Genomic DNA, 25,823 nt, shown 5'->3' on the forward strand with positions numbered 1-25,823 from the left:
TCGCCATGCAACAAATCATCGTCATCCGGCTGCATCCGGACAAACCCGTCAGCGGCGCCGCCTTCAGCAGCTACTTGACCGGCTTGACCCTGTCCGCCTACGACCTCAACGTCGGCGATCCGCAAGTCGGCCAGCATCTGGGCGACGCCACGTTCGTCGCGCCACCGGTGGCCACGCCGTGGCTCCCCGACCCGACCACCACCATCGTCCAGCACTACACGCCGTTGCTGCCGCCGCCTGGGCCGACGCTGGTGCCCGAGGCCGAGGCGACGGCGGTGATCGCCATCTCGCTGCCGGCCGGCTACAAGGAATACGTCACATCGGATCTGCGGCTGGTCATCAGCCGTAGCGGCACGCCGATTGTCAGCAGACTGGTGTATTACGACGTGCAGACGCTGACCGTCGGCGCGCTGCCGGCGCCGAATACGTACCCGGCCTTGGGCGCCAGCGACGTGGCGCTGTATCTGACCCTGCCGCGCCCGCTGACGCCCGGACTCGCCCAGATCGATCTGAGCCAGGGGCAAATCCCGGATTTCGCCACGCTCAAAAGCGCGGTGGAAACGGTGCTGGCGGCGGACGAGGGGCCGGTGCCGGCGATCACCGCGCTGTCGGCGGCGCAGGCCACGCATATCGCCAACGAAATCGTCTGGGGACCGCAAGATCCGCTGCCGGCGCCGCCGGCGAGCAGCACCACCGGTTACGACGACGTGGGCGCGCTCTACACCAACCCGCCCAACGACGGCACCATCAGCAACCAACTGGAGCAAAACCGGCAGCAATTCGAAGGCAACCTGAACAGCTACTACGCCACGCACAATGCCAACGTCCAGCGCCTGGCCAATTACGTGTACGCGTTGAGCACCGCGATGGCCTGCGAGGCGATGAGCACCGCCGCCACTCAGGCGCTATTGACCTTCCCGGTGAATCCCGGTGTGTCGAGTCCGGAAACCACCATCGCCGAGGCCGATGTGCTCTTGCTGCAAAGCGGCGGCGGCGCGCTGTCGCCGGCCTTCACGGTGCCGGCGGAATACTTCTATGCGCTGGGGGTGCTGCTGCCGCTGCAAATGACGGCGGTGCAACGGTTCCAGCTCGCCTGCCGCGATACCCCGCAGCGCACGCTGCCGACACTGGCCTCGGCGGTGGACAACGGCCTGATCAGCGCCACGCTGACGGTCAACCCGGCCCAGGCGGCGCGGCGCATGGCGGCGTTGGCGCCGGGCGCGCAGTACGACAGCACCGCGCCGCATTGCGCGCTCGACGCCACGCTGACGCCGCTCGTCCATGATTGGCTCGCCTACCCCGCCGCCGCGGCCTGGCGGAGCTATCAACCGGGCGATGACGACTCCGGCTTTTGGACGCCGGAAATCGCCGCGCAACCGGCAGGCTATTTGGCGCTCGACCTGGCGGCGCTGACCAACGATTTCGCGCCGCTGACGGCGGCCATCCTCGCCATTCCGGTCGCGAGCGTGGCACAACTGGCGGCGCTGACCGTGGCCAATTGGAACCATCTGTTCGGCAATCCCCCCAACACCGCCCTGTTGCCGCCCTTCACCGCCCCGGGCACGCCGCAGGCGCGGGTGGCGGCATTCATCCGCCACGTGCAGAAATTCTTCGCCATGGGTTTCGGCCTGTCGGCGCCGCCGACCGCGGCGGCGGACGCCGCGCCCACGCTCGACTTGCCCACCGAGGATATGATCGCCGAGTGGGTCGCGGCCTATCAGACACTGGTCGGCGGCACGTTCACCTTTGGCGCCGGCCCGCTTGTGGACAGCGACGTCGCCGCCGCCGCGCAAAACGTCTGGCCCAGCGACACCCCGGCACAGCAGTGGCTCGCCCAGCGCATGACGGTGCTCAATGCCTTGTGTCAACTGGCCGGCGTCACCTCGCACGTGATGCCGCCGGCGCCGAGCCTGACGTTTTCCGTCGCCGAGGCGCTGTATGCGCGCGGCTTCACCAGTGCCGCCGACATCGCCGCGTTGAGCCAGGACAGTTTTAGCGATGCCTTGCGCGGCACGGTGGCCTTCGACAGCGCTGCCGCCATCTGGAACGCGGCCGGCGGTGTCAATCCGGCGACGCCACCCGCGCCAGGCCCGTTCACGCCGATCAACCCCGGCGGGCTGGAAGACTGCGTGCCGCCCTGCTATCTCTCCCCCACCGGCACCGTGCAATACTTGCACGACTTGCTTGCGCTGTCGGAGAACGCCAGCTGCGACGCGCCCGACGCCCCGACGGACAGCGGCCGCTTCACGCTCGGCCAGATGCTGGCCGGGCGGCGCGCCGACCCGGCGCTCTTGGAGGTGACCGCCGCCAACGCGCTCTCGCCGCTGCCGCAGATCGATATCGTCAACGAACAATTGGAAAACCTGGTGGCGACATCCGCCGCCGGCGGCGTGTACGACAGCGCGCAACACGCGCTGTTCGGCCACAAATTGTGCTCGCCCGACGACTGCCTCGAGGTGATCGAGGATACCGACCAATGCCACCACCCGGCCCAGCTATTCACCGCGATGCCGCAATACAGCTCGCCGGCCACGCCGCCGGCCAACGGTGCGGCTTACGCCGCGCTCGGCAGTGATTTTTCCGCACCGTCGCTGCCCTATTCCCAACCGCTCGACGTCAACCGCCAATACCTGGAAACCGTATCCAGCTGCCGCTTCGCGGTGATGCGCGCCTTCCGCCAGGAAATCACCGAGTTCGCGCTCGACCAGACGGTGGCGGCGCCGGCCTTTCCCGGCCATCTGTGGCGCTACCCGGTCAAAATCGACATCGGTATCGAATATCTCGGCATCAGTGCAGAAGAGTACGCGCAGCTGTTCACCCAGAACATCGCGCTCACACCCACGCCAGGGCAGCTGACGCTCTATACGCTATACGGCTTCGTCGCCGAAACGCAGCCCGACGGCAGCAACTGGATCGACGTGGTATTGCGCTTGCCCGAGTTTCTGCGCCGCACGGGCCTCAGCTATTGCGAACTGGTGGCATTGCAAGACGCCAGCTGCGTGCAGTTCGACGCGCTGCCGCAAAAAACGGATAGCCCGCCGCGCGACGCCAACACGCCGCCGGCCCAACGCGCGCCGGGCAACGGCGACGGCGAACAGCGCGCCGGCCGCCTGCCGGCGTGCGAACCCTGCTGCCCCGAGCACTATCGATTGGTGTTCCACCAGCCAAACAATCCGCAAACCGCGCTGGCTTTCCTCGCGGTCTATCTGCGGCTATGGCGCAAACTACAAGCGGTATGCGGCGCGCGTTACACCTTCGCCCAGCTGTGCGACATCATCGAAGTGCTGCAGCTTTATCAAGGCGGCAACATCAACCCCGACTTCATCCGCCAACTGGTATCGTTCCAGATCCTGCGCGACCAGTTCGGCCTGCGGCTGTCCGACGGCACGGCCAAGAAGGGCGCGCACGGCGCCGATCGTAGCGGACTGCTCGCGCTGTGGGTCGGCCCCTCGGCAAGCAAATGGTCCTGGGCGGTACAACATCTGGTCGAGCGCATTCAGCATTTCGCGCAGACGCGCATCGATCATTGCCCCAAGCATCCGCCGACGTTCATTAAACTATTGACCGACAACCTCGACCCACTGTCGGAGCTCGTCGGCTTTTCGACCACCTTGGCCAGCGACAGCTGGCACGCGCTGCCGACACACACGCTGCGCTTCGCCGAGGCGCTGGCCAAAATCACCGCCTCGCGCTTCGGCATCGGCGAGCTGCTGTATCTGTACGGCGTCGCGCCGCATCTGGACGGCGACGATCCGTTCCCGTTGCAGGACGGCAACGAGGCGCGCGACGATCCACTCGGTTTGCCGGAAACGGCCGCCGAGCACGACCGCCATGGCTTGGCGGCGCTACGCAAGAAACTGTTGGCGGCCTGCGTCGACGAGCACGAGATTCACGCCTGGACCTGGCATCGGATCGAAACCGAGCTGAAAGCGCAATTCGGCTATGCCGTGCCGGTCGGCGGCAAGGATTACCTGCAATCGTTGGGACAGCACTTCTTCCCGCACACGCTGGAACGCGCCGGCGTCAGTCTCGCGGCCACCGACCGGCAATACCGCGTGCCGCTTGCCGCCACCTCGCCCGATATGTGGAACACGCCACCGCATGGTCCTTTCCGCTATGACGCCACGGCCAGCATGCTGACCACGCAGTTGCCGCTGACCGATCACGCGGTGATCGACAAGCTGAGTCACCTGCGCGACCTCTCCGCCGACGAGCGCCAGGCGGTGCAGAACCTCTATGCCCTGCCGCGCGTCGACCTGGCGCCGTTCGCCTTATTTTTCCCCGATTTCGCCGCGGCCGAACACCACCTGATCGCCGAGGCGGACGAAGACAAACGCTGGTACTGGTTCCGCGCCCAATTCGCGTTGGCGGTCAAGCGCTGCCACCTGATCGCCGCCCATCTGGCGAGTCACGTCGATGCGGTGAAAAGCGCCGCGCTGTGCGCGGCGGCAGAGCCGCCGGCGGCGCACGCGTCGCAAACGGCTTGGCTGATTCTGCGCACGCTGTACGCCGACGAGAACCGTGGTCTGGCCTCATGGGAAAACGACAGCGGCGCGCCGCCCGACGTCATGTGGCGGCCGCAGCCCAGCGGCGGCGCGTTCGCCGCGCTCCTGGGGCTCATCGGCACGGGGCTCGTCGGCGAATTTCACGGCCAAGGCGGCAGCCTGGTCTGGCGCGAGCCGACGGCCGATCTGCAGGCATTCGGCGCCGAGCGGAATGCCAAGAACGCGCCGGTGCCGACCATCGTGCCGGCGCTCGACCTGAGCCTCTCGCCCGAGCAGTTGAAGCTCTTCGGCGTGCGCAACGGGTTCGGCATGCAAAACCAGCACGGCACGGCATTGGGCGGGGTCGAAGGCTTCAGTGTGCAATGGCGCGGCGTGCTGCTGATCGACGAAGCCGGCCATTACCACTTCAGCGCCGACACGCCGCACCACGACTGCGGCGGCGTGCCGGAGCGCCGCTGGCGCGTGCGGCTCGCGCGCGGCCAAAAAACCTGGACGGTGGTATCGCACCGCTGGCCGCACGAGCACAGCGAGAACGAATCGTCGCTCCCCTTGCTCGCCGGGGCCTACGACATCGAGGTGGCGTTCTGGCAGAGCAAGCCCGAATTTGCCGGCGCGGACGACGTGCATCCGCTTGCCACCGGTTTCGTGGTCAAGTACGCCGGCGCCGACACCCACGGGCAACTGGTGGCCCTGCCGCTCAAACACTTATTCAGCGCCAGCAAGGACGCCCCCTTGGGCGACAAGCTGCCGTTGGCGCCGGACAGCGCCGCGGCCGCGTACCTGGCCTTGCGCTACACCAGCAGCCTGCGCGACATCCGCCGCACCTATCAGCGCGCGTTCAAGGCCTTGCTGCTCGCGCACCGCTTTACGCTCAGCGGCCACCCATTGCAGCCGTTCGGCCAATCCGAGCTCGGTTATCTGCTCGCGCATGCCGACCTGTTCGCCGGTGTCAGCTTCTACCGCAATCCCGCGTTCACGCGCCACGCCGTCTATTTCGACATGAATCTGCTGCCGCTCTTCGACCCCTACCTGCCGCCGCCGGCAAGCCAGGATCAGCGGGTGGCGCCCAGCAACCAGCGCCGTCAGGCCTGGTTCGACAACTGGGAGCGGCTATTCGACTACACGCGGATGCGCGCCCCCGGCGCCGCGGCGGGCCGGCACGCCTGGCTGCTGTTCGAGGAAGCGGCGGAGAAACAGCCGGACAACCCGGCGCAGCTGTTGCGCCACCTGGCGATCGACCTGGATTGGTCGCCATGCGTGCAGTCCTATTTCACCAGTCAAACCACGCCGGTCTATCCGGTCAGTAGCCTCGACCTGTGCGACGACCGCTGGGCCGTGCGTGTCTGGCGCGCGGGGCAGTGGATCGAGCATCTCGTGCGGCATTTCCCGCCCAACGACATTCGCCGCGCGCGCCCCGACCTGTGGGCATCCGACGACCCCGGCGCGGTCGTGCCGGGCGAGACGCAAACCGGCAACGTCAATCTGGCGCGCCTGGTTGAGGACGCGCTGATCGAGCCCGACGAGCCGGACCTGCGCCGCTACGATGACCTGCGCCGTCTCAACGACGGCTTGCGCGCCGCGGCGCGCGCGCACCTGCTGGCCTATTTGTGCGGCATGAACCGGGTTGCGCTGCCATGGGGCGGTTTCGCCACCGACCCGGCGGCGCTGTCGGCGCTGTTGTTGATCGATGTGGAAACCGGCTGCTGCGAACAGGCGAGCCGGATCGAACAAGCCATCTCGGCCGCGCAGACCTTCGTCGAGCGCGCGCGGCTCGGCCTGGAGGACTGGGTGCTGGGCGCGGGCTTCTTGCGCCTGTGGCAGCATGAATTCGCCAGCTACCCGGTGTGGAAGGACTGCCACTGCCGCACGCTGTACCGGGAGAACTGGATCGGCTGGGACGAACGGCGCAAGGCGCGCCGCATCGAGGCGTTCCAGCTGCTGGAGGACCAACTGCGCCGTTCGGCGCTGTCGCTGGCGGCGCCCGGCGGGCTGGCGTACTGGCCGGAGGCGCTGCCGCCGGCCCACCCCGCCATCCGGCTGCTGCAACAATGCGAACCATCGGCGCTCAGGCGACTCGTGCCGCCGCGCGAGGGGCTGGGCGTGCTCGGCACGCCCGAGCGCACCGCCCGGCCCTCCTGGCTCGCGCCGGATACCGGCGCGACGCCGAACAATCCATTGCCGCCGCCGACCGCCAACGGCCTGAGCGCCGTGCCGCCAGCGCCCGCCACGTCAGGCGACGGCAAGCTGCCGTTCTGGATCCAAGCGGCAATCCGCCTGGGCGTGCATTTCATCCGCGTGGCCGCCGGCGGCGTGCCGCCCGCCGCCGCCGCGTTCGTGCCCGGCGACTTCCACCCCGAGCCAAGCTGCTGCAACGAATGCGCCGAACCCCATCCCCCCTGGGTGGACGAATACTACTTCTGGCTGGTGCCGGCGCGCGTCTTCAACGCGCCCGAGCAGGACAGTTATTACGACCCGAGCCAGCAGGCCTCGGCCTATTGGCATGACCCGACGCAATTGCCCACACTGCTTCACTGGGATACGGATGCCGCCGTGCGCCTGGCCTGGTGCCGGGTGCACAACGGCGACTTCCAGCAGCCGCGGCACAGTAGCGCGCCGGTATCGCTCACGGCGGGCGCCACGCCAGATCTGACCTATGTCGGCCGCAGCGCCGATTCGCTCACCTTCGCCGTCTCCGGCGGCGTGGCCTCCATCGGCTACAACGGCAGTGCAGCCCCGGGCTTCCGTTACGACATGGCGGCGGACGACAGCCTGCCACTGCCGCTCGTCGCCGACCCCTCACCGGTGGCCAGCCCCTACCCGGCGGGGCTGCCGGCCTATCCCTATTTCCTGTTCGTCGAGCCGGGAGAGCGGCTATTCATCGATGTGCTGTTCAGTCCGGCGCGGCTCATGGCCGAGGCGCTGCGCTGCCATTGCCGCTTCGAGCCGGCGTTGAAGTGGTATCAGCTCGTGCGCAACCCGCTGGAAGCCGACAACACCTGGATGGTGTGCGGCGGCCAACACAACCCAGGAACGACGGACGAGACCTCGACCGAGGCGCGGCGCCTGCCGCCGCCCAACTTCTGCTGCGATAGCACGCACATCACCGAACAGGCGGCGCGCGAGCGCGCCATCGTGCTCGACTATCTGGACACGCTGGTCGAATGGGCGCGCGCGCGGCTGCGCGACAATTCGCGCGAATCGGCCGAGCAGGCGCGGCTGATTCTCGACACCGCCGCCATGATTCTCGGCCCTTGCCCGGCGATCGTGCACAACCACGTCCGCCCCGCCAAACAGCAAGTCGGCGGCTTCGTCCCGCTCAATCCGCCGCTCAACCCGCGGCTGATGCAGCTCTACGGCCAGGTGCGGGACGGCCGCATGCGCGTGCACCGCTGCCTGTCCGAGTGGCGGCTGGTCGAGCCCAACGCCAAGGTGGCGCCCTACTGGGGCGAGACGGCCTGCTGCTGCGAGGCGGCGCCGGCCCATCCGTGCGACGAGGCGGCTTGCTGCGGCGAATGGGGTGGCTGCCATCCGTCCACGCCGTACCGTTTCAATGTGCTGCTGCCCAAGGCGGTCGAATGCGTGGGACGGCTGCGCGAGCTGGGCACAGGCCTACTCAACGCCTTCGAGCGCGGCGACAGCGAGTATCTGGCGCAAATGCACGCGCGCCACGAAACGGCACTGGCCGACATGAGCATCGCCTTGCGCCAACAGCAATGGCGCGAAGCCGACTGGCAGTTGCAGGCGCTGCGGGTCAGCAAGGAGGTGCAGCAGACCAACCGGCGCTACTACAAGCGACTGATCGATGTCGGTCTGATCAGCGGCGAGTTGGATTACCAGGACAACATGAACAACAACATCGCGCTGCATGGCGCGGCGATCGAAATCGAGGCGGTGGCCGAGGCGATGGCGCTGATCCCCGACTTGTTCGTCGGCTTCCCCTGCGAGGAGACATGGCTGCCGATCGGCACCAAGCTGTCGGGCATGTTCAAAACCTTGGCGCACATCACCAGCGAAGTGGGGGAAATCGCCGGTCTGAACGGCCAGCTCGATCTGACGCAGGCCGGTTGGCAGCGCCGGCTCGACGAGTGGGTGCACCAAGTCGAAGTGCTCGATCTGGAAATCGAACAACTCGAACTGCAAATCCTCGCCGCCGAGCGCAAGTCGCAGGAAACCCTGATCGAATTGAATTTGCAGCAGCAAACGCTGGAACAGTCGCGAGAAACGCTCGACACGCTGCGCGACAAATTCACTAGTCAAGCATTGTGGCTCTATCTGCAAAAAGAGGGCATGGCCCTGTACTGGCAGACCTACGAACTGTCGATGCAGCTCGCGCGCCAAACCCAGCACGCGTTCAATTTCGAGCTGGGCTATTGCCGGCGCAACTTCCTGCCGTGCGATAGCTGGGACAATCTGCGCGAGGGGCTGTTGGCCGGCGAGAAGTTGAACGTCGCACTGGAACGCATGCAGCAGGCCTATCTGCAGGACAACCGGCGCGAGTACGAGTTGACCAAGCACGTGTCGCTGGCTTTGCAGTTCCCATTGCCCTTCCTGCGGCTCAAGCTGACCGGCTATTGCGAAATCGAGTTGCCGGAATGGCTGTTCGATCTCGACTACCCCGGCCAGTACATGCGACGCCTGAAGAGCGTCAGCCTGACACTGCCGTGCGTCACCGGCCCGTATAGCGGCGTGCACTGCAAGCTGACGCTGCTGTCGAGCTGGACGCGCGTCGATCCATCGCTGCCCTGCCCCACCACGCCGTGCTGCCGCGACCAGCCGAAGTGCGACTGCGGCTGCCGTCATCCGCGCCACGAGCACTACCGGGCCGACTGCTGCGACCCGCGCGGCGTGAAGCTCTACGGCGCGCGCGAGGCGATCGCCACCTCGAGTGGCCGCAACGACGCCGGACTGTTCGAATTGAATTTCCACGACGAGCGCCATCTGCCGTTCGAATATGCCGGCGCCGTCAGCCGCTGGCGCATCGAGCTGCCGCCGGAAAACAACTATTTCGACCTGGCGTCGCTGACCGACGTGGTGATGCATCTGAACTACACCGCGCGCGAAGGCGGCAGCGCCTTGCGCGACGCGGCGCGCGAGGCGGCGCGCGAACGCCTGCCTGGCGACGGCTGGATCTACCTCGACCTGCAACGCGACTTCCCCGACGCCTGGGAACAATGGCAACGCACGCGCCGGCATGCCGGCGAGGCGTGCGACGGCGGCGCCATCACCCTGCCGATCACGCGCAAGCTGTTCCCGTATCTGCCTGGCGACCCGTCGATCGAGATCACCAAGATCGCCGTGCTGTTCGACAGCGACCACTGCGCCGAGCCCCCATGCCCGCCCATCGACGACTGCCCTTGCGCCACACCCGACGCGCGCGGCTGCCACGTGGTCGAGGTGACGGTGGACCGGCAGGACGACGACTGCGCCGGCCGTGAGCTGGCGCTCGCCTGCAAACCGAGCATCGACTGGCCGACGCTGTATCACGGCAGCGGCGAGATGCGCCTCGCCCCGCTCGACGGCTGCCATCCGGGCCACCGGCTGACGCTCTCCTTCGCCGACCGCGTCGACGGCATGGCGCGGATGTTCGTGCTGTGCCGCTACCAGGTGATTTGCCACTGCTGCGACACCGAACGCCCGCCGCGCCATTTCGACGTTCACGAAGGAGGCTGCCATGACTGCGCCTAAACCCAAGAAGTCCGCCGCGCCCCCTCCCGACGAACCCGGGCGCTATCGCTTTGTGACCGGCATCACACTCACGGCGCTGGAGACGCAGGTGAATCTGCTCGCGCGCCATGAGCCGCTGGCGCTCAAGCAGGTGCTGTTCGCCACCGGCACCGGTTTCGTCGCGGTGATGGAACGGGAGGACGCCAAACCGAAGCCCGGCTAGCCGGGGCACATCCCCGCGCCTACAATGAGCTTTTGCCCCAGGACAGTTTCCGATGACGGCGCAGGACTTCCGGCTCGAATACGGTTACCACAGCACCTGGCTCGCCCAGGTGCTGGCGGTTTTCAATAAAACGGCCATGAAGCGCGGCCCGGAATTGGCGGACAAGGTCGACCGGGCCTTTCACCACAGCCAGGTGGTGGCGTCGCTCTGGCAAGGCGACCAACTGGTGGCATTCGGGCGCATGCTGACCGATTTCGACCTGTACTCGGCCATTTTCGACGTGGTGGTCGACCCCGCGTTTCAGCGCCGCCATTTGGGCTGCCGGATCATCGCCGCCTTGACGGACAAGGCGCCGGACAGCTGCGTGCACCTGACCGCGACCTTCGGCAACGAGGCGTTTTACCACCAGCAAGGCTTCCGCTATCACAAGACCGCGATGGCGCGCTATCCGGCCAGGCTCGCCCATTCCCCCTATTTGGACCACGACAGGACGCCCCCATGCACACGCTGAAAGGCGGTTGCCATTGCGGCAACCTCGCGCTGACGCTCACGCTGCCGCAAGCCCCCGCCACCTATCACCCGCGCGCCTGCGACTGCGGCTTCTGCCGCAAGCACGGCGCCGCGTATCTGGCCGACCCGCACGGCAGTCTGCGCATTGCGGCCGAGGACCCGGCGGCTTTGGTCAAATACCGCCAAGGCAGCCACAGCGTCGATTTTTTGCTGTGCGGCCGCTGCGGCGTGCTGGTAGGCGTCACCTACCAAGATCAGGACGGACTCTTCGCCGTGGTCAACGCCAGCGCGTTCGACGACACCTTCGGCGAACGCCAACCGGTATCGCCGTACACGTTGCCGACCGAAGAGAAAATCCGCCGCTGGAAACAGTTGTGGTGCGCCGATGTCGCACTGCGGCTCGGCGTCAGCGGGCGTTAGCGCTCTGCTCGGCCAACCTGCGCGAATGCGCGCGGATCTCGGCGATGTCGGCGGGCGATGCGCCAAGCCGTTCGAGGAAGGCCTGATGCGCCTCGGGATGCGTGGCCTCCAACCCGGCGTGCAACTGATCGAGCTGGGCGTCGCTCAGCCCGGCCGCGTGCAGCATGGCGGTCAACGCGGTCTTATCGAGTGGCTGCGGCGAGTCCGTCAGCCGGCCGGAAAGCAATAGCCTGGCGACGCTTTCCTGCTGCGCACGCAGCGCGTCGATCCGCCGGCTCAAGTCGTTCAGATGCCGCGCCAGCACGCCGCGGGCCGAGTGCTGATCGGCGGGTTCGAGCAGCGCCGGCAGTTGTTCGAGCGGCAACCCGGCGCGGCGATAGCGGCAAATGGCCTCCAACCGCTCCCGATCCTCGTCCGAATACAGCCGATACAGCTGATGGCTGCGCCCGCTCGGCCGCAGCAAACCGATACGGTCGTAATAGAGCAAGGTGCTGCGCGACAGACCGAACTGCCGCGCCAGCTGAGTAATGGTGAACATCTCACGGTTCCTTCCTAGGTGGCATCCACCCTGGCCCTGCTCGTGGTGTTTGGTGCAATGCCCGCGTTGCGCGGCGATTGCACCCTACGGACACGTATTCGCGTAGGGCGCACTCGCCGAAGGCAGTGCGCCACAGATACGCACAAGACTGCCGTCGACAGCATAAATCAAACGGCCCGCGCCGGGACGGCGCGCCGATAGGCCAACAGCCATCCTCCCGCCGACAAGCCAAGCGCCGCCCACACCAGCAGCGACGCGGGCGACGCCACGCGCAGCAAGAGTCCGGTCGCGCCCATCGCCAGCGGCACCGATACGTTGCCGGTGGACGACAGCACGCTGAACACCCGGCCGCGCAACGCTTCCGGCACATCGCGCTGAATCGCCGTCTGCCAATGCACACTCAGAAAAGCCACGGCAAGCCCGATGCCGGCACAACAGAACGCACAGGCCGTCAGCGACGTGAGCGGCAGCATTTGCAGCAAGCCAAGCGATAGCACACAGGCGGCCATGCCGAACACCGGCGGCGCGAAGCGCGCCGCAACGGCACGGCGGGCGAGCCACATGGCGCCAACGACGATGCCGGCGCCAAGCGCGGACTCGAGCACGCCGAGGTTGCCGATGCCGTGTCCGGCAAGCCGTCTGGCGACAAACGGCAGAATGACGATCAATGCGCCAAAAAACACATGCACCAGCGCGACGATCTGCACCACCGTCTTGACGCGCACATCCCCGGCCATATGACGCCCCCCCTCGCGCAGGCTCTGCCACCACGGCGCGCGGCATGGCGCGGCGGCAGGCCGGCAGCGCAGCCCGCACTCGGCCAGTGCGCATAACAGGTAGGAGGCGGCATTGAACAGCAACACCGGCAAGTACCCCACCGCCGCCACGCAGGCCGCGCCGGCAAGCGGCCCGACGATACGCGTGACGCCGGAAATCATTTGGCTGCGAGCATTGGCGCCTTGCAGCGCCTGAGGCTCGACCAGCGACGGAATCAGCGCCTGAATCGCCGGATTGGCCAACGCCGAACAGGCGGAAATGCCGAACGCCGCCACGTAGACCTGCCACACTTGCAGCCCCCGCGCAGAGAGCAGCCAAGCCAGCAAGGCAACGATCACGCCGCGCGCGGCATCGCTGGCCACGACAATGACCTGCCGGTTCCAGCGGTCGACGCATACGCCCGCCAACGGCCCAAGCAACATCTCCGGCAGCGTGGCCAGCACCATGAATGCGCTGGTCGTCAGCGGCGATCCGGTTTTCTCCAGCAACCACCACAACAGCGCGATGCCGTAGAGTTTGTCGCCCAGCTGGGACACCAGCTGGCCGCCCCACAGCAGCGTGAAATTTCGATTGATCAACAGCATGGCATTCGCCTCCGCGCGCGTCGTAAACGTTAGGGATCCTCCGCTATGAAGCTGTAGACGGGTCAAGCAGGCATTCGTCCTTCCCTGTATTCCATCGCAGTGGCAAATCTCTGTTGATAACTTATCATCCACTTCATGACGCTTAGATAGTTAAAATGGATGACGAACGGACATGCCCGGGAAATTGCGCTTGGCCCTCCTGACGGCCCTCGGCTTGATGCTGGGGCCGCTGTCAGCCTGGGCCGGCCCGCGTGAACTCGTCCTCGAATGCGACCACCTGCCGCCGGCGTGCAACACCCCGGCGGACGGCAGCCCTGGCTTCATGATCGACATCGGTCAGGAGGCGTTGCGGCGGGCCGGCTTTTCGGCACAGGTACGCATCGTGCCGTGGAAGCGCGCCATGCAGGATGCCGAATATCACAATGACACGCTGATCGTTTATTTCGCCCGCACGCCGGAGCGCGAAGCCTCGTTCCGCTGGATCGACATCACCAACCAGACTACTTTTGCGTTCATGACCAAAGAACAGGCACCGCCGGTCGACACCCTGGCCCAGGCGCAAATGTTGGGCGCCATCGGCATTCGCGCCGGATCGAGCGTGCGCTCTTGGCTGATCGAGCATGGGATCGCCGCGACCATGCTGCAGGAAAGCACATTGGAAACCATGGCGCGCATGTTGAAAGCCGGCCGCGTTCCGGTCTTCTTCGGCGCGCCCAGCACCTTTGTGCCGCTCTATACGAAGCTCAACGGCAGCCGACCTGTCGTCGGCGCACCGCTCTACGCCAGCGACAACTGGCTGGCGTCCGGTCTCGGTTTCCCTGCTGGGGATGCGGCGCGCATCGGCGCCGCCGTGCGCGCCATGAAGGCGGATGGCAGTATCACCGCCATTCTGGCCAAATACGGACAATGAGCGCGCCCGTGGGCGTTTACTCCAGCCCAGGCAAGACCGGCGTGCCTTCGACCGCCACGGCGTGCAGCCACTGCGGATCGAGCGCCAGCGCCTTGAGGATGGTCGGCGCGACCTGCGTGAGCTGCACGCGATCGGAAACGGTGCGGCCACCGGCCATGCCCGGATAGGCGACGATCAATGCCAGGTGGCTGTCGTCCGGCGCATTGCCGCCATGCTCGCCGTCCTTTTTCTTGCTCGACGTGTAGATCACGCCGGGATTGGGCTGGACGATGATGTCCGGCGTGCGTCCCACGTCCGGATCGCCAAAGGCGGCGGCGAGCTTATCGCCGCTGAGGATGTAGGCCTGCGGCCCATCGGCGCACAGGCCATCGGACGAGCAGCCGAGGTGCGCTTGCAAGGTGGCCAGCACGGCATCGCGTTGGCTGCGGTCGCGCAGCCAGATAAGGCCGACGTCGTCGGTCTGCACGAAGCCGGTGCCAGCCTGGCCGCTGCCGTCGTTCAGATTGCCGGACGTCGTGTTGTTCTGACCGAAGTTGCCTTTCGGATCAAGATAATTGTTTGCCTGCAACAGCGCCGACAGCGTGTCGCCATTCTTGACCAACGTCTGGTGATCGACCGGCGACTGACCATGCTTGGCGGTGACGATCACCACCGTCGACGCATAGAGGTCGCGCTGCTTCAATGCCGCCACGATGCGGCCCAGCGCGCCGTCCACGTATTGGATGGCCGCCGCCACCTGGGCATTGGGGGTGAAATCGGCGTCGAGATAACCACCGCCCTTGGCCGCCAGCGCTTTCTGCGCAACGCTCAGCGTCTGGAAGTTGGTGCCGAACAAGGTCGGCACGGCCAGGCCGTCTTGACCGCCGGCGGCGTCCTTGCCGTCGATCTGATTCAGGATGGCCTGAACGTGCAGGTCATCGAACTTTTCCGTGTGGGTATAGACATCGGTGTAATCGGACTTGGTGGCCGGGTCGACCGCGTTGATTTCGGTGCGGGCCAGGTCATCGACGCCGTGACCGGAGGGGCCGTTGACCCAGTCGTAACCCCAGGCATGCTTATCGGCCCACGCGGTGCGCGCCCCGGGCAGATGGGCCTTGATCACCTCGAACACCGTATTGGTCTTGAGGTAATCGTGCGGATACACCGGCACGCACGCGCCATCCTTCAGCGCATGAGGAATCGCCTGCGGGTTGAACGCGCCGCCGCCGTCCAAATGCACCAGCGCGCCGCCATCCTTGCCGTCGATGCCCGTCGTCTCGTCAAAGGCCACATTCCACCCGCGCGGCCCCGTGCACGCGGTGTCGGACGGCGCAAACAGCGTACGGTCATACGACACGTCGTAGAACAGTCCGGTGGTCTTGGGCGTGCCGCCGGTGAGCAGCGCCGCCAGCCCAGGGAAAGAGTCCGACAACCCCGGGGTATACGCCTGGGTGTAGGTCGCGCCGGTTTGCGACAGCTGCGCCAGATTCGGACAGGTGTTGGCGCCGATGCAGCGGGCCACGTCCTGCTGGTGCAGGCCGTCGATGCTGATCAGCAACACGCGTTTGGCGCCGACAAAGGTGTCCGCGTGGGCGGCGGCGGACAACCCCGCCCACGCCAAGATCACGGCGCGGACCAAACGGCCGCCGCGCCTGCTGTTACGGGTTTCCATCATGGTTAACCTCTCCCTATTTATCATGCGTGGCCTATGCCACGCCGAAGGAGTTAACAATCTGCCGCCTTGTCATGATGTTTTGATGACCAAAGCATGAAATGGCACGTCAAAACGCGCCATATCTATGTCTTTCCGCTCGCTACTCCGATCAAACACGCGCAGCGGAGCGCATCCCCGCAAGGGCTCGACTTAGCCGGCCACCACCTGTCCGCCCGGCACAAACATGCATAAATAGTACAGTTTTGCAATTACATACAAATACTATCATTCGGGCTACCGCCATATCCCACAGGGTGGGAGCGGCATGAATGCGTCGTTCACAAAGGGAGGCCCATGAAGCGTTGCCACGACAGTTTTAGATCGACACGGCTCGTTGTTGCCCTACTCGGTGTCTGCGGCTTGTCTCCCCTCGCCCAGGCGGCGGGTCCGGCGGTTTCCAATCCGGCGGGCAAGGTGTCGCTGCAAGGCGGCGACTTGAATGGCAAGGATGCGTCGTCGGCGGATGGCGCGCTGACCCTGCCCATCGGGCAACTGTTTGGTCTGCAGGTCGACGCCTCGTCCGGGCGCTTCCTCGACCGCAGCTACCGTGGCTTGGGCGGGCATGCCTTCTGGCGCGATCCGGACCAGGGCCTGGCGGGAATAACGAGCGCGTACCAGAAACTTGGCGACCAGGGTAATCGCCGCAACGGTGCCGAAGGCGAGCTTTATCTCGACCGCTACACGGTCATCCTGCGCGCGGGCGAGCAAACCGGCGATGGCCCGCATGGGGCGTATGAGGGTGTGGGCTTGCGCTGGTACCTGACGCAGAATCTATCGCTCAACCTTGGCTTCGATCACTCGCCTGGCGTGGTCAACACCACCGGCATCGGCGTGGAATGGCAACCGGTGCGCTGGGGGGTGCCGGGTTTGGCGCTATTCGCTCGCGGCACCCACTCGGTCGCAAACGATCAAATCGGCGACAGCCATGCCGTGAGCGTTGGCGTGCGCTACTATTTTGGCGCACCGAAATCGCTGATGACACACCATCGCACCGACGATCCCGACTCGATCGTCATGCCACTGGGCGACGTGATTCCGACCCCAACCATTATTCCCGCGCCGCCGCCAGCCCCCGTTCCAGCCGTGGTCACGCCACCGCCAGCACCCGTGGTCACGCCGCCGCCGGACTGACGGACCGCTAGCGAGCCGGGTGCGGCGAAATGGGTCGCGCCCGGCTCGCCATCTCCCTTTTGCTTGCAATGTGTATCTATGTTGGTTACACTGTAGCAAATAGTTTTCCGGAAGCATGCATGGCCACATCCACCCGTTTCGCCGTGGCGATCCACATCCTGACCCACATCAGCCTACGTCATGGCCAGGCGGTGCGGTCCGAGGATATCGCCCACAGCGTCAACACCAATCCGGCCGTGGTGCGCCGCATTCTGGGCGCGCTCGCCGCCGCAGGTCTGACGCAGGCGCAATTGGGTCAAGGCGGCGGCGCGTTGTTGGCCAAGCCGGTGGCGCAAATCACGCTGTTGGATATTTATCGCGCGGTGGAAGAGCCGCCGACGTTTGCCTTGCACCGCGTGCCGCCCAACCCGGATTGCTATATCGGGCGTAATATCATCCCGGTATTGGAAAGTGAGTTCGGCCGTTTAAGCGCGGCACTCGACGACGCGCTGGCGGCAACCACGATGGCCGACATCGTCGGTCGGGTGGAAGCCAACGCCGGCACGCCTTACCGCGCCGATGGCGTATGACGTTGCCCGGCATGGGCGCGTTGTTTTGACCTTTAATGTAATTATGTTGGTTACACGATAACTTTAAGGAGCGTTCCGATGTCTACCGCCATCCTCGCCCGCGCCGCGCGCTCAAGCGGCGCCATGTTGCATCCCCTGCCCGCGGCCACATTGTTTGGCGGCAGGCGCGAATAGAATGAATCAAGACCCCCGGACCGGAAGTCCGGGCTGTGGAGACCTCAACCATGGACCGCAAAACCCCCATTGACCGTTATCGCAATATCGGCATCAGCGCCCACATCGACGCGGGCAAGACCACGACCACCGAACGCATCCTGTTTTATACCGGCGTGACGCATAAGATCGGCGAAGTGCACGAAGGCGCCGCCACCATGGACTGGATGGAACAGGAGCAGGAGCGCGGCATCACCATTACCTCGGCCGCGACCACCGTGTTCTGGCGCGGCATGAAGGGGCAATTGCCCGAGCACCGCATCAACATCATCGACACCCCGGGCCACGTCGATTTCACCATCGAAGTCGAGCGCTCGATGCGCGTGCTCGATGGCGCGGTCATGGTATACGACGCCGTTGGCGGCGTGCAGCCGCAATCGGAAACCGTGTGGCGCCAGGCGAACAAATACGCCGTGCCGCGCATCGCCTTCGTCAACAAGATGGACCGCGTCGGCGCCGACTTCTTCCGCGTGCGTCAGCACATCGAGGAGCGGCTGCGCGGCAATGCCGTGCCGCTGCAAATTCCGCTGGGCGCCGAGGAGCATTTCCGCGGCGTGGTCGATCTGGTGACGATGCGCGCCATCGTCTGGGACGATGCGAGCCAGGGCGTGCGCTTCCAGGATGAGGACATTCCCGCCGAGCTGCTGCCGCTGGCGCAGACCTGGCGCGAGCGTCTGGTCGAGGCGGCGGCCGAGGGCAGCAGCGAACTGCTGGAAAAATACCTCGACGGCCAACCGCTCAGCGAGGCAGAGATCAAGCAAGGGTTGCGCTTGCGCACCTTGCGCAACGAGATCGTGCCGATGCTCGCCGGCAGCGCCTTCAAGAACAAGGGCGTGCAAACGCTGCTCGACGCGGTGGTCGACTACCTGCCGGCGCCGAACGACGTGGCGGCCATCAACGGTCACGACGCGCAAGACCGGCCGGCCGAGCGCCATCCGCGCGACGACGAGCCGTTCTCGGCGCTGGCATTCAAGATCATGACCGATCCGTTTGTCGGCCAGCTGACGTTCTTCCGCGTCTATTCCGGCGTGGTGCGCACCGGCGACACCTTGTTCAACCCGACCAAGGACCAGAAGGAACGGCTGGGGCGCATCCTGCAGATGCACGCCAACGAACGCAAGGAGATCAAGGAAGTGCGCGCCGGCGACATCGCCGCCGCCGTTGGCTTGAAAACCGTCACCACCGGCGACACGCTGTGTCCGCCTGATCAGGTGATCGTGCTGGAGAAGATGAACTTCCCCGAGCCGGTGATCGCCCAGGCGGTGGAACCGAAAAGCAAGGCCGACCAGGAAAAGATGGGCCTGGCGCTGAACCGCTTGGCACAGGAAGATCCGTCCTTCCGCGTGCATACCGATCAGGAATCGGGTCAGACCATCATCGCCGGCATGGGCGAGCTGCACCTGGAGATTCTGGTCGACCGCATGCGGCGCGAGTTCGGCGTCGACGCCAACGTGGGCAAGCCGCAGGTGGCCTACCGCGAAACCATCGCCAAGGCGGTGGACGAGGTTGAAGGCAAGTTCATCAAGCAATCGGGCGGCAAAGGCCAGTACGGCCACGTGGTGCTGAAGCTGGAACCGCGCGCCGCCGGCGAGGGGTATGAATTCGTCGACGCCATCAAAGGCGGGGTGGTGCCGCGCGAGTTCATCCCGGCGGTGGACAAAGGGGTGCGCGAGTCGCTGCAGGCCGGCATCCTGGCCGGCTTCCCGGTGGTGGACGTGCGCGTGACGCTGACCTTCGGCTCCTACCACGACGTCGACTCGAACGAAAACGCCTTCCGCATGGCGGGATCGATCGCGTTCAAGGACGGCATGCGCCGTGCGTCGCCGCAGTTGCTGGAGCCGATGATGCAGGTGGAGGTGGAAACGCCCGAAGCCTTCCTCGGCAGCGTCATCGGCGACTTGAACACGCGGCGCAGCACGGTGCAGGGCATCGACGACCTGCCCGGCGGCATCAAGCAGGTCAAGGCGCAGACGCCCTTGGCGGAGATGTTCGGCTACTCCACCACGCTGCGTTCGATGACCCAGGGCCGTGCGACCTACTCGATGGAGTTCAAGCACTATGCCGCGGCGCCGAAGACGGTACTCGCGCAACTGCAAGGTGCGGCGATGCTGCGCTAGTGCGGCGATAGCGAACGCCCCGCAGAATACTCTGCGGGGCGTTTGATCGTTTGCCGGCATCGCCCGCATAATACGGCATCATTGTTTTTTCCACCGCCGACGCGCTTTGACCGACACATGCGCCACCCTCTTCTCCAGCGCGATGCCCGCGCTCTGCGCTGGCTGACCGTTTTTCTGCGCGGGCTGCATCTGGTGGCCATCATTCTGTTTTGCGCCACCCTGCTGTCCGTACAGCCACAGGCAGGCCAACCGGCCGGAGGCCTCGCCGTGCTCGTCACCGGCTTGGCATTGTGGGCACTCGATCTTTGGCGTCATCCCGCCCACCTGCGCCAAGCCGTCAGCCTGTGCATGCTGCTGAAACTGCTGTTGGTGGCCGGAATGATCTTGATGCCGACATGGCGTCTGCCGCTGATGTGGCTGATCGTCGTCTGGTCGGCGCTGTTCTCGCATGCGCCGTCCAGTTTCCGCAACGTGCCGCTCACCTGGCCGAGACATCCGCAATGAACAATCGTGCACGCCTGCCGCTGATGCTATCGGTTCTGACGATGATCCTCCTGTTGGCGGGCATCGGCCTGATCGGGTTCGCCGCGCCGTCGGCCGCCGCCGCGGTCTGTCCGTCCTGTTACGGCTTCCGGCCGGCCGGCGAGGACGTCTATGTCCAGCAAGGTGTCTCCCCCAGCGAGGCCGAAACGGATAGGCGGGCGGTCGATGAAGGCCGTCGCTTGGTGCGTGCCTTCTGGGGGCAACCGCAGTCACACCCGCGCATGCTGATCTGCCGCGACAATGCCTGTTTCCAGCGCATGAAGGGCGGCGGTCGCAAGGGCATGTCGATCTTGGATGTGGTCGCGGTGTTATCCCCGCGCGGACTCAGCCCGGTGATTGCCGCGCATGAAATGTCGATGGCCGAACTCATCCATCGCATCGGCTGGATGGGATTCGCCCGCCAGACGGTTCCAGTGTGGTTCAACGAAGGCGTGTCGATGGTGGCGTCCGACGATCAACGCTATCTGGCGCCGGCCGGAACGGGCGCCCGCTGTCTGGTACCCGCACCCGCCTTGGCCTCGTTGCCCGCCGGTCCTTTTGAATGGAATCGCCGGGCATTGACCGACGATCATCTCTACGCCAAGGCCGCCTGCGCCACCAGCCGCTGGATCGACGGCCATGGCGGTCACGCCGCCGTGGTCAACCTCGTCGCTAAAGTCGCCGCCGGCACTTCCTTTAATGAAGCCATCCAATAAACCGCGAGACGCATCCCGTACGGTTTAGGGTCTGGCTGCAGACGACCCTAGCTCAGCAGCACCAGCGCCATACCCAACGCCGCGGGCAGCGCCTGTACAAACAAGATCTTGCGGCTGGCCGTCACGGCGCCGAACACCCCGGCGACCAGCACGCAGCCTAAAAAGAACAACTTGATACTGGCCCCCAGCGGCCCCAGCCACAGCCCCCACACCAGACCCGCGGCTAGAAAGCCGTTGTACAAGCCTTGGTTGGCGGCCAGCACCTTCGACGCTCGGGCTCTCTCCAACGACTGGCCGAATGCCTTGAGGCCCACCGGCTTGTCCCACAGGAACATCTCCAGCACGAGGAAATACACATGCAGCGCGGCGACGAGTGCCACAACGGTATTCGCGATCAATGTCATGACGTTTTCTTTCGTTATGAGGCGGACTCGTGCATCGCCTCGCCGCGCCGTTCGCGGCCGAAGCGGATCAAAATGGCAATGGCGATAGCCACGGTGCCGGCGACGATGGCCATCGACAAGCCGTAATTGCCGCCGTTGGTTTTACTCATATGCGCTTGCATCGGGCTATTGATCGACGCCAGCAGATTGCCGAGCTGATAGACCAGCCCCGGGAAGGTCGCCCGCACCGCGCTGGGCGAAATCTCGTTCAGATAGGCGGGAATCACGCCCCAGGCTCCTTGCACCGCGACCTGCATAAAAAAGGCGCCGGCCGCCAGCTGCAGCGGCGTATGACTAAATGCCCACAGTGGGATGATCGGCAAGGCGAACAACGCTGACAACGAGATGGCATTGCGGCGGCCTATGCGCTCCGATAGCCAGCCCACGGTCAGACCACCGGCGATGGCGCCGATATTCAACCACAGACCGATCGCCTGGACCGTGTGCGGATCGAATTTGTGCTGCACGCGCAAGAAGGTTGGGTACATGTCCTGCGTGCCGTGCGCAAAGAAGTTGAAGCACATCATCAACACAATGGCGTAGACCGACAGCCGCCATTGGCTTTGAAAGGTAGCGAGCAGGCCGGGCTTGGCTTTTTCCTTTTCCGCCTCCCAGGTGGGGCTTTCCGGCACGTTGAGACGGATATAGATCGTCAACAGCGCCGGCAGCAGACTCAACATGAACATGCCACGCCAACCAATGTGCGTGAACAGTTGACCGAAGGCCAACGTCGCCAGCAGGTAGCCCGAGGGATAGCCGGCCTGCAGCAGGCCCGACACCAGCCCGCGCGATTTCGGCGGAATGCTTTCCATGGTGAGCGACGACCCCACACCCCACTCACCGCCCATAGCCACGCCAAACAACGTGCGCAGCATGAGCAACACCATCAGGTTGGGCGAGAACGCCGAGACAAAACCCAGCACCGAATAGAGCACGATGTTGGCCATCAGCACGGGTTTGCGGCCATAGCGGTCGGCCAAGCGGCCGAAGATCAACGCGCCCAACGGCCGCGCCGCCAACGTCAGCATGGTGGCCCAGCTAACGGCCTCGATATCGGTGCCGAAGTCCTTGGCGATATCCTTGAGGATGAACACCATCAAGAAAAAATCGAAGGCGTCCAACGTCCAGCCCAGATAGCAGGCCAGCACGGTTTGCTTCTGCTGCGCGGTCCACGTCATGGTCTCCTCCTTTTTTCTTGGCTATCTCCGTCTACGCCCTGTCGGCGCGCGGGTGCTCCCCATGCAATATATCCAATATATGTCATTTGTATAAAGAGGTGACGGACGTGTGCTTGGCGCAAACCACGCTGACGTGCCATCCGAGGTGAGGGCGACTATCATCGCCCATTTCTCTCCGCCCAGTGCTCTCACAACACTGTAGCTAGGGCGGTAGGGCGTATTCGCCGAAGGCAATACGCCGCAACAGTCGACGCTTGGCGCAGTGCTGCGCGACTGCGCCCTACTTGGCCCCAGCGCCGTACGAGGAGGTTGTCATGACGATTGCGGAAAGACTTCGAGAAGAAGCCCGACAGAAGGGCATCCAGGAAGGCATTAAAAAGGGTATCGAGAAAGGTATTGCAGAAGGAATCGAAAAAGGTGTGCTACGCGTGGCCAGCAATATGCTGGCGAGCGGCATCGACCACAAAACCATCATGCAATTCACCGGCTTAACCGCTCAAGAAATCGACCAGCTTCGCCACTGAAGCGAACGGTCGCTTAGAACAGGCGGATCGACAGAGTCCTCTATCACGCCCGGTTCGGGGCCCACGGCGGGGCCCCGCCTCCGGTTAGCGCCTTATGCGGCGGTTAAGATCATGCATCCCGCCACCTGCCGGGCTCGAACCCCCTCCGGCAAATACATCCAAGAACGCTCCGAATCGACGCGCAACGCCGCCCACGCCAAGCGGCTGTCGACGATCAGCCGGCAAACGTCGGGATCGGCTTTGCCCGCGCGCGGCGCGCATAGCTCCGAGATCAGAGCGAACAGCGGCAGTTGTTGGAGGTCGCGGTTTGAAGCGGTGGTGGGGTTTACAGTACGATGGTAAACAGCCATATCAACTTCTCCTGTCTTAAGGTGTTAGGAGTTGGTTTGGTCAGCGGGCCCGGGGTGTGCAAGACCCCAGGCCCGCGCCCTTTGCGGCTTGGCGCCGCAACGCCAACCCTATCGGGCAAATGCGGAGATGACAAGGGAGCGTGGCCGACAGAATGAAAAACGGCCTGCAGATCTCTCTGCAGGCCGTCTAGGCGTTTGGTGGGCCCTGCGGGGCTCGAACCCGCGACCAAAGGATTATGAGTCCTCTGCTCTAACCAACTGAGCTAAAGGCCCGTGGGAGGCGGGATTATACCAAATCCGCCACCCGGTTCCAGACCTTTACTGATTGCCCGGTTCGTTGTCGAGGAAGCTGCGCAGGCGTTCCGAACGGGTCGGGTGACGCAGCTTGCGCAGTGCCTTGGCTTCGATCTGGCGAATCCGCTCGCGGGTAACGTCGAACTGCTTGCCGACCTCTTCCAGCGTGTGGTCGGTGTTCATGTCGATACCGAAGCGCATGCGCAGCACCTTGGCCTCGCGCGGCGTCAGCGTGTCGAGCACTTCCTTGGTGGCGTCCTTCAGGCTCGAATACATCACCGCTTCCGACGGCGCCAAGGTCACCGAGTCCTCGATGAAGTCGCCCAGGTGGCTGTCGTCGTCGTCGCCGATCGGCGTTTCCATGGAGATCGGCTCCTTGGAGATCTTCATGATCTTGCGGATCTTCTCCTCGGGCATTTCCATGCGCTCGGCCAATTCCGCCGGATCGGGCTCGCGACCGGTTTCCTGCAGAATCTGACGGCTGATGCGGTTCATCTTGTTGATGGTCTCGATCATGTGCACCGGAATACGGATGGTGCGCGCCTGGTCGGCGATCGAGCGGGTGATCGCCTGGCGGATCCACCAGGTGGCATAGGTCGAGAACTTGTAGCCGCGGCGGTATTCGAACTTGTCCACCGCCTTCATCAGGCCGATGTTGCCTTCCTGAATCAGGTCGAGGAACTGCAGACCACGGTTGGTGTACTTCTTGGCAATCGAGATCACCAGACGCAAGTTGGCCTCGATCATTTCCTTCTTGGCGCGCCGGGCCTTGGATTCGCCCGACGACATCTGCCGGTTGATTTCCTTCAGCTCCTTGATCGGCAGCATGGCCTTTTCCTGCAGCTCGGCCAGTTTGGTCTGCTTCTCGATGATCGCGTACTTGAAGCGGGTCAGCGACTCGGACCAGGCATGGCCGGCGTTGATCTCGTTCTCCACCCAGTCGAGGTTGCATTCGTTGCCCGGGAAGCACTTGATGAAGTGCGCCCGTTCCATGCGTACGCGGGTGACGCAGATGTCCTGGATGTCGCGTTCGAAGGTGCGGATTTCGTTGACGCGGCGGCGCAGCGATTCGCACAGGCTTTCGATCTGACGCGTAGCGAAGCGGACATTCATGAACTCGGCGGAGATCGCTTCCTGCAGTTGCAGGTAGGCCGCGCTATGCGAGCCGTTCTTGGCCAGTTCCTTGACCATCTGGTCGAACAGGGCGCGCACGGCCTGGAAATGCTCCAGCGCCTGCAGCTTCAGTTCTTCCAGATTGGCGCCGGCGTTCGAGTCGACATCGCCCTCTTCGTCGCCTTCTTCCTCTTCCTCGCCGTCGAGCAGCTCGTCGTCTTCCACGACCGGCTCGGCGAACGGCACCTCTTCGGTGTCTTCGGCGTTCGGGTCGATAAAGCCGTCGACCACTTCGTCGACGCGAATTTCTTCGCGCTGAACGCGCTCGATCAGCTCAAGCACTTCGGAGATGGTGCCGGGGCAGGCCGAGATGGCTTGAATCATGAACTTGAGGCCGTCCTCGATACGCTTGGCGATTTCGATTTCGCCCTCACGCGTCAAGAGTTCGACCGAACCCATCTCGCGCATGTACATGCGCACCGGGTCGGTGGTGCGGCCGAATTCGGAGTCGACAGACGACAACGCCGCTTCCGCTTCCTCGACGGCATCCTCGTCGGCCACGGCAGGGGCCGCGTCGGACATGAGCAGCGTGTCGGCATCCGGGGCTTCGTCATACACCTGGATACCGAGACCGCCGATCATGGTCACGATGTTTTCGATCTGTTCGGCGTCGGACACATCTTCAGGCAGATGGTCGTTGATTTCCGCATAGGTCAGGTAACCGCGCTCTTTGCCCAGCGCAATCAGCTGACGTAGCCGTTTACGCTGTTCTTCGAGGCTCATCGCCTGTTCCTGTACTTCCTTTTGATTTTCGGGAGAGGCCGCCATT

The 25,823-nt window shown here is 64.8% G+C and carries 18 protein-coding genes and 1 tRNA gene; 11 read left to right on the forward strand and 8 right to left on the reverse strand.

The genetic code is table 11. The features are described 5' to 3' along the window. Positions 1 to 5: 5 nt before the first annotated feature. Genes JOZ06_RS15680 through JOZ06_RS15695 form a run of 4 tightly spaced genes read left to right on the forward strand, consistent with a single transcriptional unit; the run spans position 6 to position 11,322 of the window. Complete coding sequence (locus tag JOZ06_RS15680) at positions 6 to 10,190, forward strand: neuraminidase-like domain-containing protein (RefSeq protein WP_293234087.1); 10,185 nt, start codon at positions 6 to 8, stop codon at positions 10,188 to 10,190. Then, positions 10,177 to 10,392, forward strand: a complete 216-nt coding sequence (locus JOZ06_RS15685) for a hypothetical protein (protein WP_293234089.1) — start codon at positions 10,177 to 10,179, stop codon at positions 10,390 to 10,392. The genes JOZ06_RS15680 and JOZ06_RS15685 overlap by 14 nt, the downstream gene beginning before the upstream one ends. A gap of 52 nt (positions 10,393 to 10,444) precedes the next feature. Then, the gene (locus tag JOZ06_RS15690) at positions 10,445 to 10,903 is read left to right on the forward strand and encodes a GNAT family N-acetyltransferase (RefSeq protein WP_293234091.1); all 459 of its coding nucleotides are present in this window, start codon (positions 10,445 to 10,447) and stop codon (positions 10,901 to 10,903) included. After that, entirely contained in the window at positions 10,891 to 11,322 is a 432-nt protein-coding gene (locus JOZ06_RS15695; RefSeq protein ID WP_293234093.1) for an aldehyde-activating protein, read from the forward strand. Before JOZ06_RS15690 ends, JOZ06_RS15695 begins: the two co-directional genes overlap by 13 nt. Here JOZ06_RS15695 and JOZ06_RS15700 read toward each other — a convergent pair. Further along, positions 11,309 to 11,860 carry a MerR family transcriptional regulator gene (locus tag JOZ06_RS15700; RefSeq protein WP_293234095.1) on the reverse strand — a complete coding sequence of 184 codons (552 nt, stop codon included), beginning with the start codon at positions 11,858 to 11,860 and terminating at the stop codon, positions 11,309 to 11,311. The two genes, JOZ06_RS15695 and JOZ06_RS15700, sit on opposite strands and share 14 nt — an antisense overlap. A 167-nt stretch (positions 11,861 to 12,027) precedes the next feature. Continuing rightward, positions 12,028 to 13,221 carry an MFS transporter gene (locus JOZ06_RS15705; RefSeq protein ID WP_293234097.1) on the reverse strand — a complete coding sequence of 398 codons (1,194 nt, stop codon included), beginning with the start codon at positions 13,219 to 13,221 and terminating at the stop codon, positions 12,028 to 12,030. A 190-nt stretch (positions 13,222 to 13,411) separates the two neighbouring features. Between JOZ06_RS15705 and JOZ06_RS15710 the strand changes: the two genes are divergently transcribed. After that, positions 13,412 to 14,131, forward strand: coding sequence for a transporter substrate-binding domain-containing protein (locus JOZ06_RS15710; RefSeq protein WP_293234099.1), 720 nt, complete (start codon positions 13,412 to 13,414; stop codon positions 14,129 to 14,131). A 16-nt stretch (positions 14,132 to 14,147) separates the two neighbouring features. On the opposite strand, the gene JOZ06_RS15715 is transcribed toward JOZ06_RS15710, so the two are convergent. Then, positions 14,148 to 15,785, reverse strand: coding sequence for an alkaline phosphatase family protein (locus JOZ06_RS15715; protein WP_293234101.1), 1,638 nt, complete (start codon positions 15,783 to 15,785; stop codon positions 14,148 to 14,150). Between the two features lie 333 nt (positions 15,786 to 16,118). On the opposite strand from JOZ06_RS15715, the gene JOZ06_RS15720 reads away from it, so the two are divergent. From JOZ06_RS15720 to JOZ06_RS15740, 5 genes are all read left to right on the forward strand, one after another. Beyond that, on the forward strand, positions 16,119 to 16,955 hold the full coding sequence (locus tag JOZ06_RS15720; protein WP_293234103.1) for a hypothetical protein: 837 nt from the start codon (positions 16,119 to 16,121) through the stop codon (positions 16,953 to 16,955). 119 nt (positions 16,956 to 17,074) lie between these two features. Further along, positions 17,075 to 17,524, forward strand: coding sequence for an Rrf2 family transcriptional regulator (locus JOZ06_RS15725; protein WP_293234105.1), 450 nt, complete (start codon positions 17,075 to 17,077; stop codon positions 17,522 to 17,524). Between the two features lie 224 nt (positions 17,525 to 17,748). Next, entirely contained in the window at positions 17,749 to 19,854 is a 2,106-nt protein-coding gene (fusA, locus tag JOZ06_RS15730; protein WP_293234107.1) for an elongation factor G, read from the forward strand. A gap of 117 nt (positions 19,855 to 19,971) precedes the next feature. Beyond that, the gene (locus tag JOZ06_RS15735; RefSeq protein WP_293234109.1) at positions 19,972 to 20,358 is read left to right on the forward strand and encodes a hypothetical protein; all 387 of its coding nucleotides are present in this window, start codon (positions 19,972 to 19,974) and stop codon (positions 20,356 to 20,358) included. Next, positions 20,355 to 21,092: a hypothetical protein gene (locus JOZ06_RS15740; protein WP_293234111.1), complete on the forward strand. Its 738-nt coding sequence runs from the start codon at positions 20,355 to 20,357 to the stop codon at positions 21,090 to 21,092. Before JOZ06_RS15735 ends, JOZ06_RS15740 begins: the two co-directional genes overlap by 4 nt. Positions 21,093 to 21,139: 47 nt before the next feature. On the opposite strand, the gene JOZ06_RS15745 is transcribed toward JOZ06_RS15740, so the two are convergent. Together JOZ06_RS15745 and JOZ06_RS15750 are read right to left on the reverse strand one after the other, a co-directional pair. Continuing rightward, a complete protein-coding gene (locus JOZ06_RS15745; protein WP_293234113.1) occupies positions 21,140 to 21,496 on the reverse strand; it encodes a DUF1304 domain-containing protein in 357 nt (118 codons plus the stop codon). Positions 21,497 to 21,510: 14 nt separating this feature from the next. Continuing rightward, positions 21,511 to 22,713 (reverse strand): MFS transporter, encoded by a 1,203-nt coding sequence (locus JOZ06_RS15750; protein ID WP_293234114.1) that lies wholly within the window; start codon positions 22,711 to 22,713, stop codon positions 21,511 to 21,513. A gap of 314 nt (positions 22,714 to 23,027) precedes the next feature. Between JOZ06_RS15750 and JOZ06_RS15755 the strand changes: the two genes are divergently transcribed. Continuing rightward, positions 23,028 to 23,237, forward strand: a complete 210-nt coding sequence (locus JOZ06_RS15755; protein ID WP_293234116.1) for a hypothetical protein — start codon at positions 23,028 to 23,030, stop codon at positions 23,235 to 23,237. Between the two features lie 92 nt (positions 23,238 to 23,329). Here the strand turns inward: JOZ06_RS15755 and JOZ06_RS15760 are convergent, their stop codons facing one another. The 3 genes from JOZ06_RS15760 to rpoD all read right to left on the reverse strand — a co-directional run bounded on the left by JOZ06_RS15760 (position 23,330) and on the right by rpoD (position 25,822). Then, entirely contained in the window at positions 23,330 to 23,587 is a 258-nt protein-coding gene (locus JOZ06_RS15760; RefSeq protein WP_293234118.1) for a hypothetical protein, read from the reverse strand. A gap of 196 nt (positions 23,588 to 23,783) precedes the next feature. Then, a tRNA-Ile gene (locus tag JOZ06_RS15765) sits at positions 23,784 to 23,860 on the reverse strand. 45 nt (positions 23,861 to 23,905) lie between these two features. After that, complete coding sequence (gene rpoD / locus JOZ06_RS15770; protein WP_293234120.1) at positions 23,906 to 25,822, reverse strand: RNA polymerase sigma factor RpoD; 1,917 nt, start codon at positions 25,820 to 25,822, stop codon at positions 23,906 to 23,908. Position 25,823 lies beyond the last annotated feature (1 nt).

It is taken from the genome of Paludibacterium sp., assembly GCF_019232825.1.
Classification (GTDB): Bacteria; Pseudomonadota; Gammaproteobacteria; order Burkholderiales; family Chromobacteriaceae; genus Paludibacterium.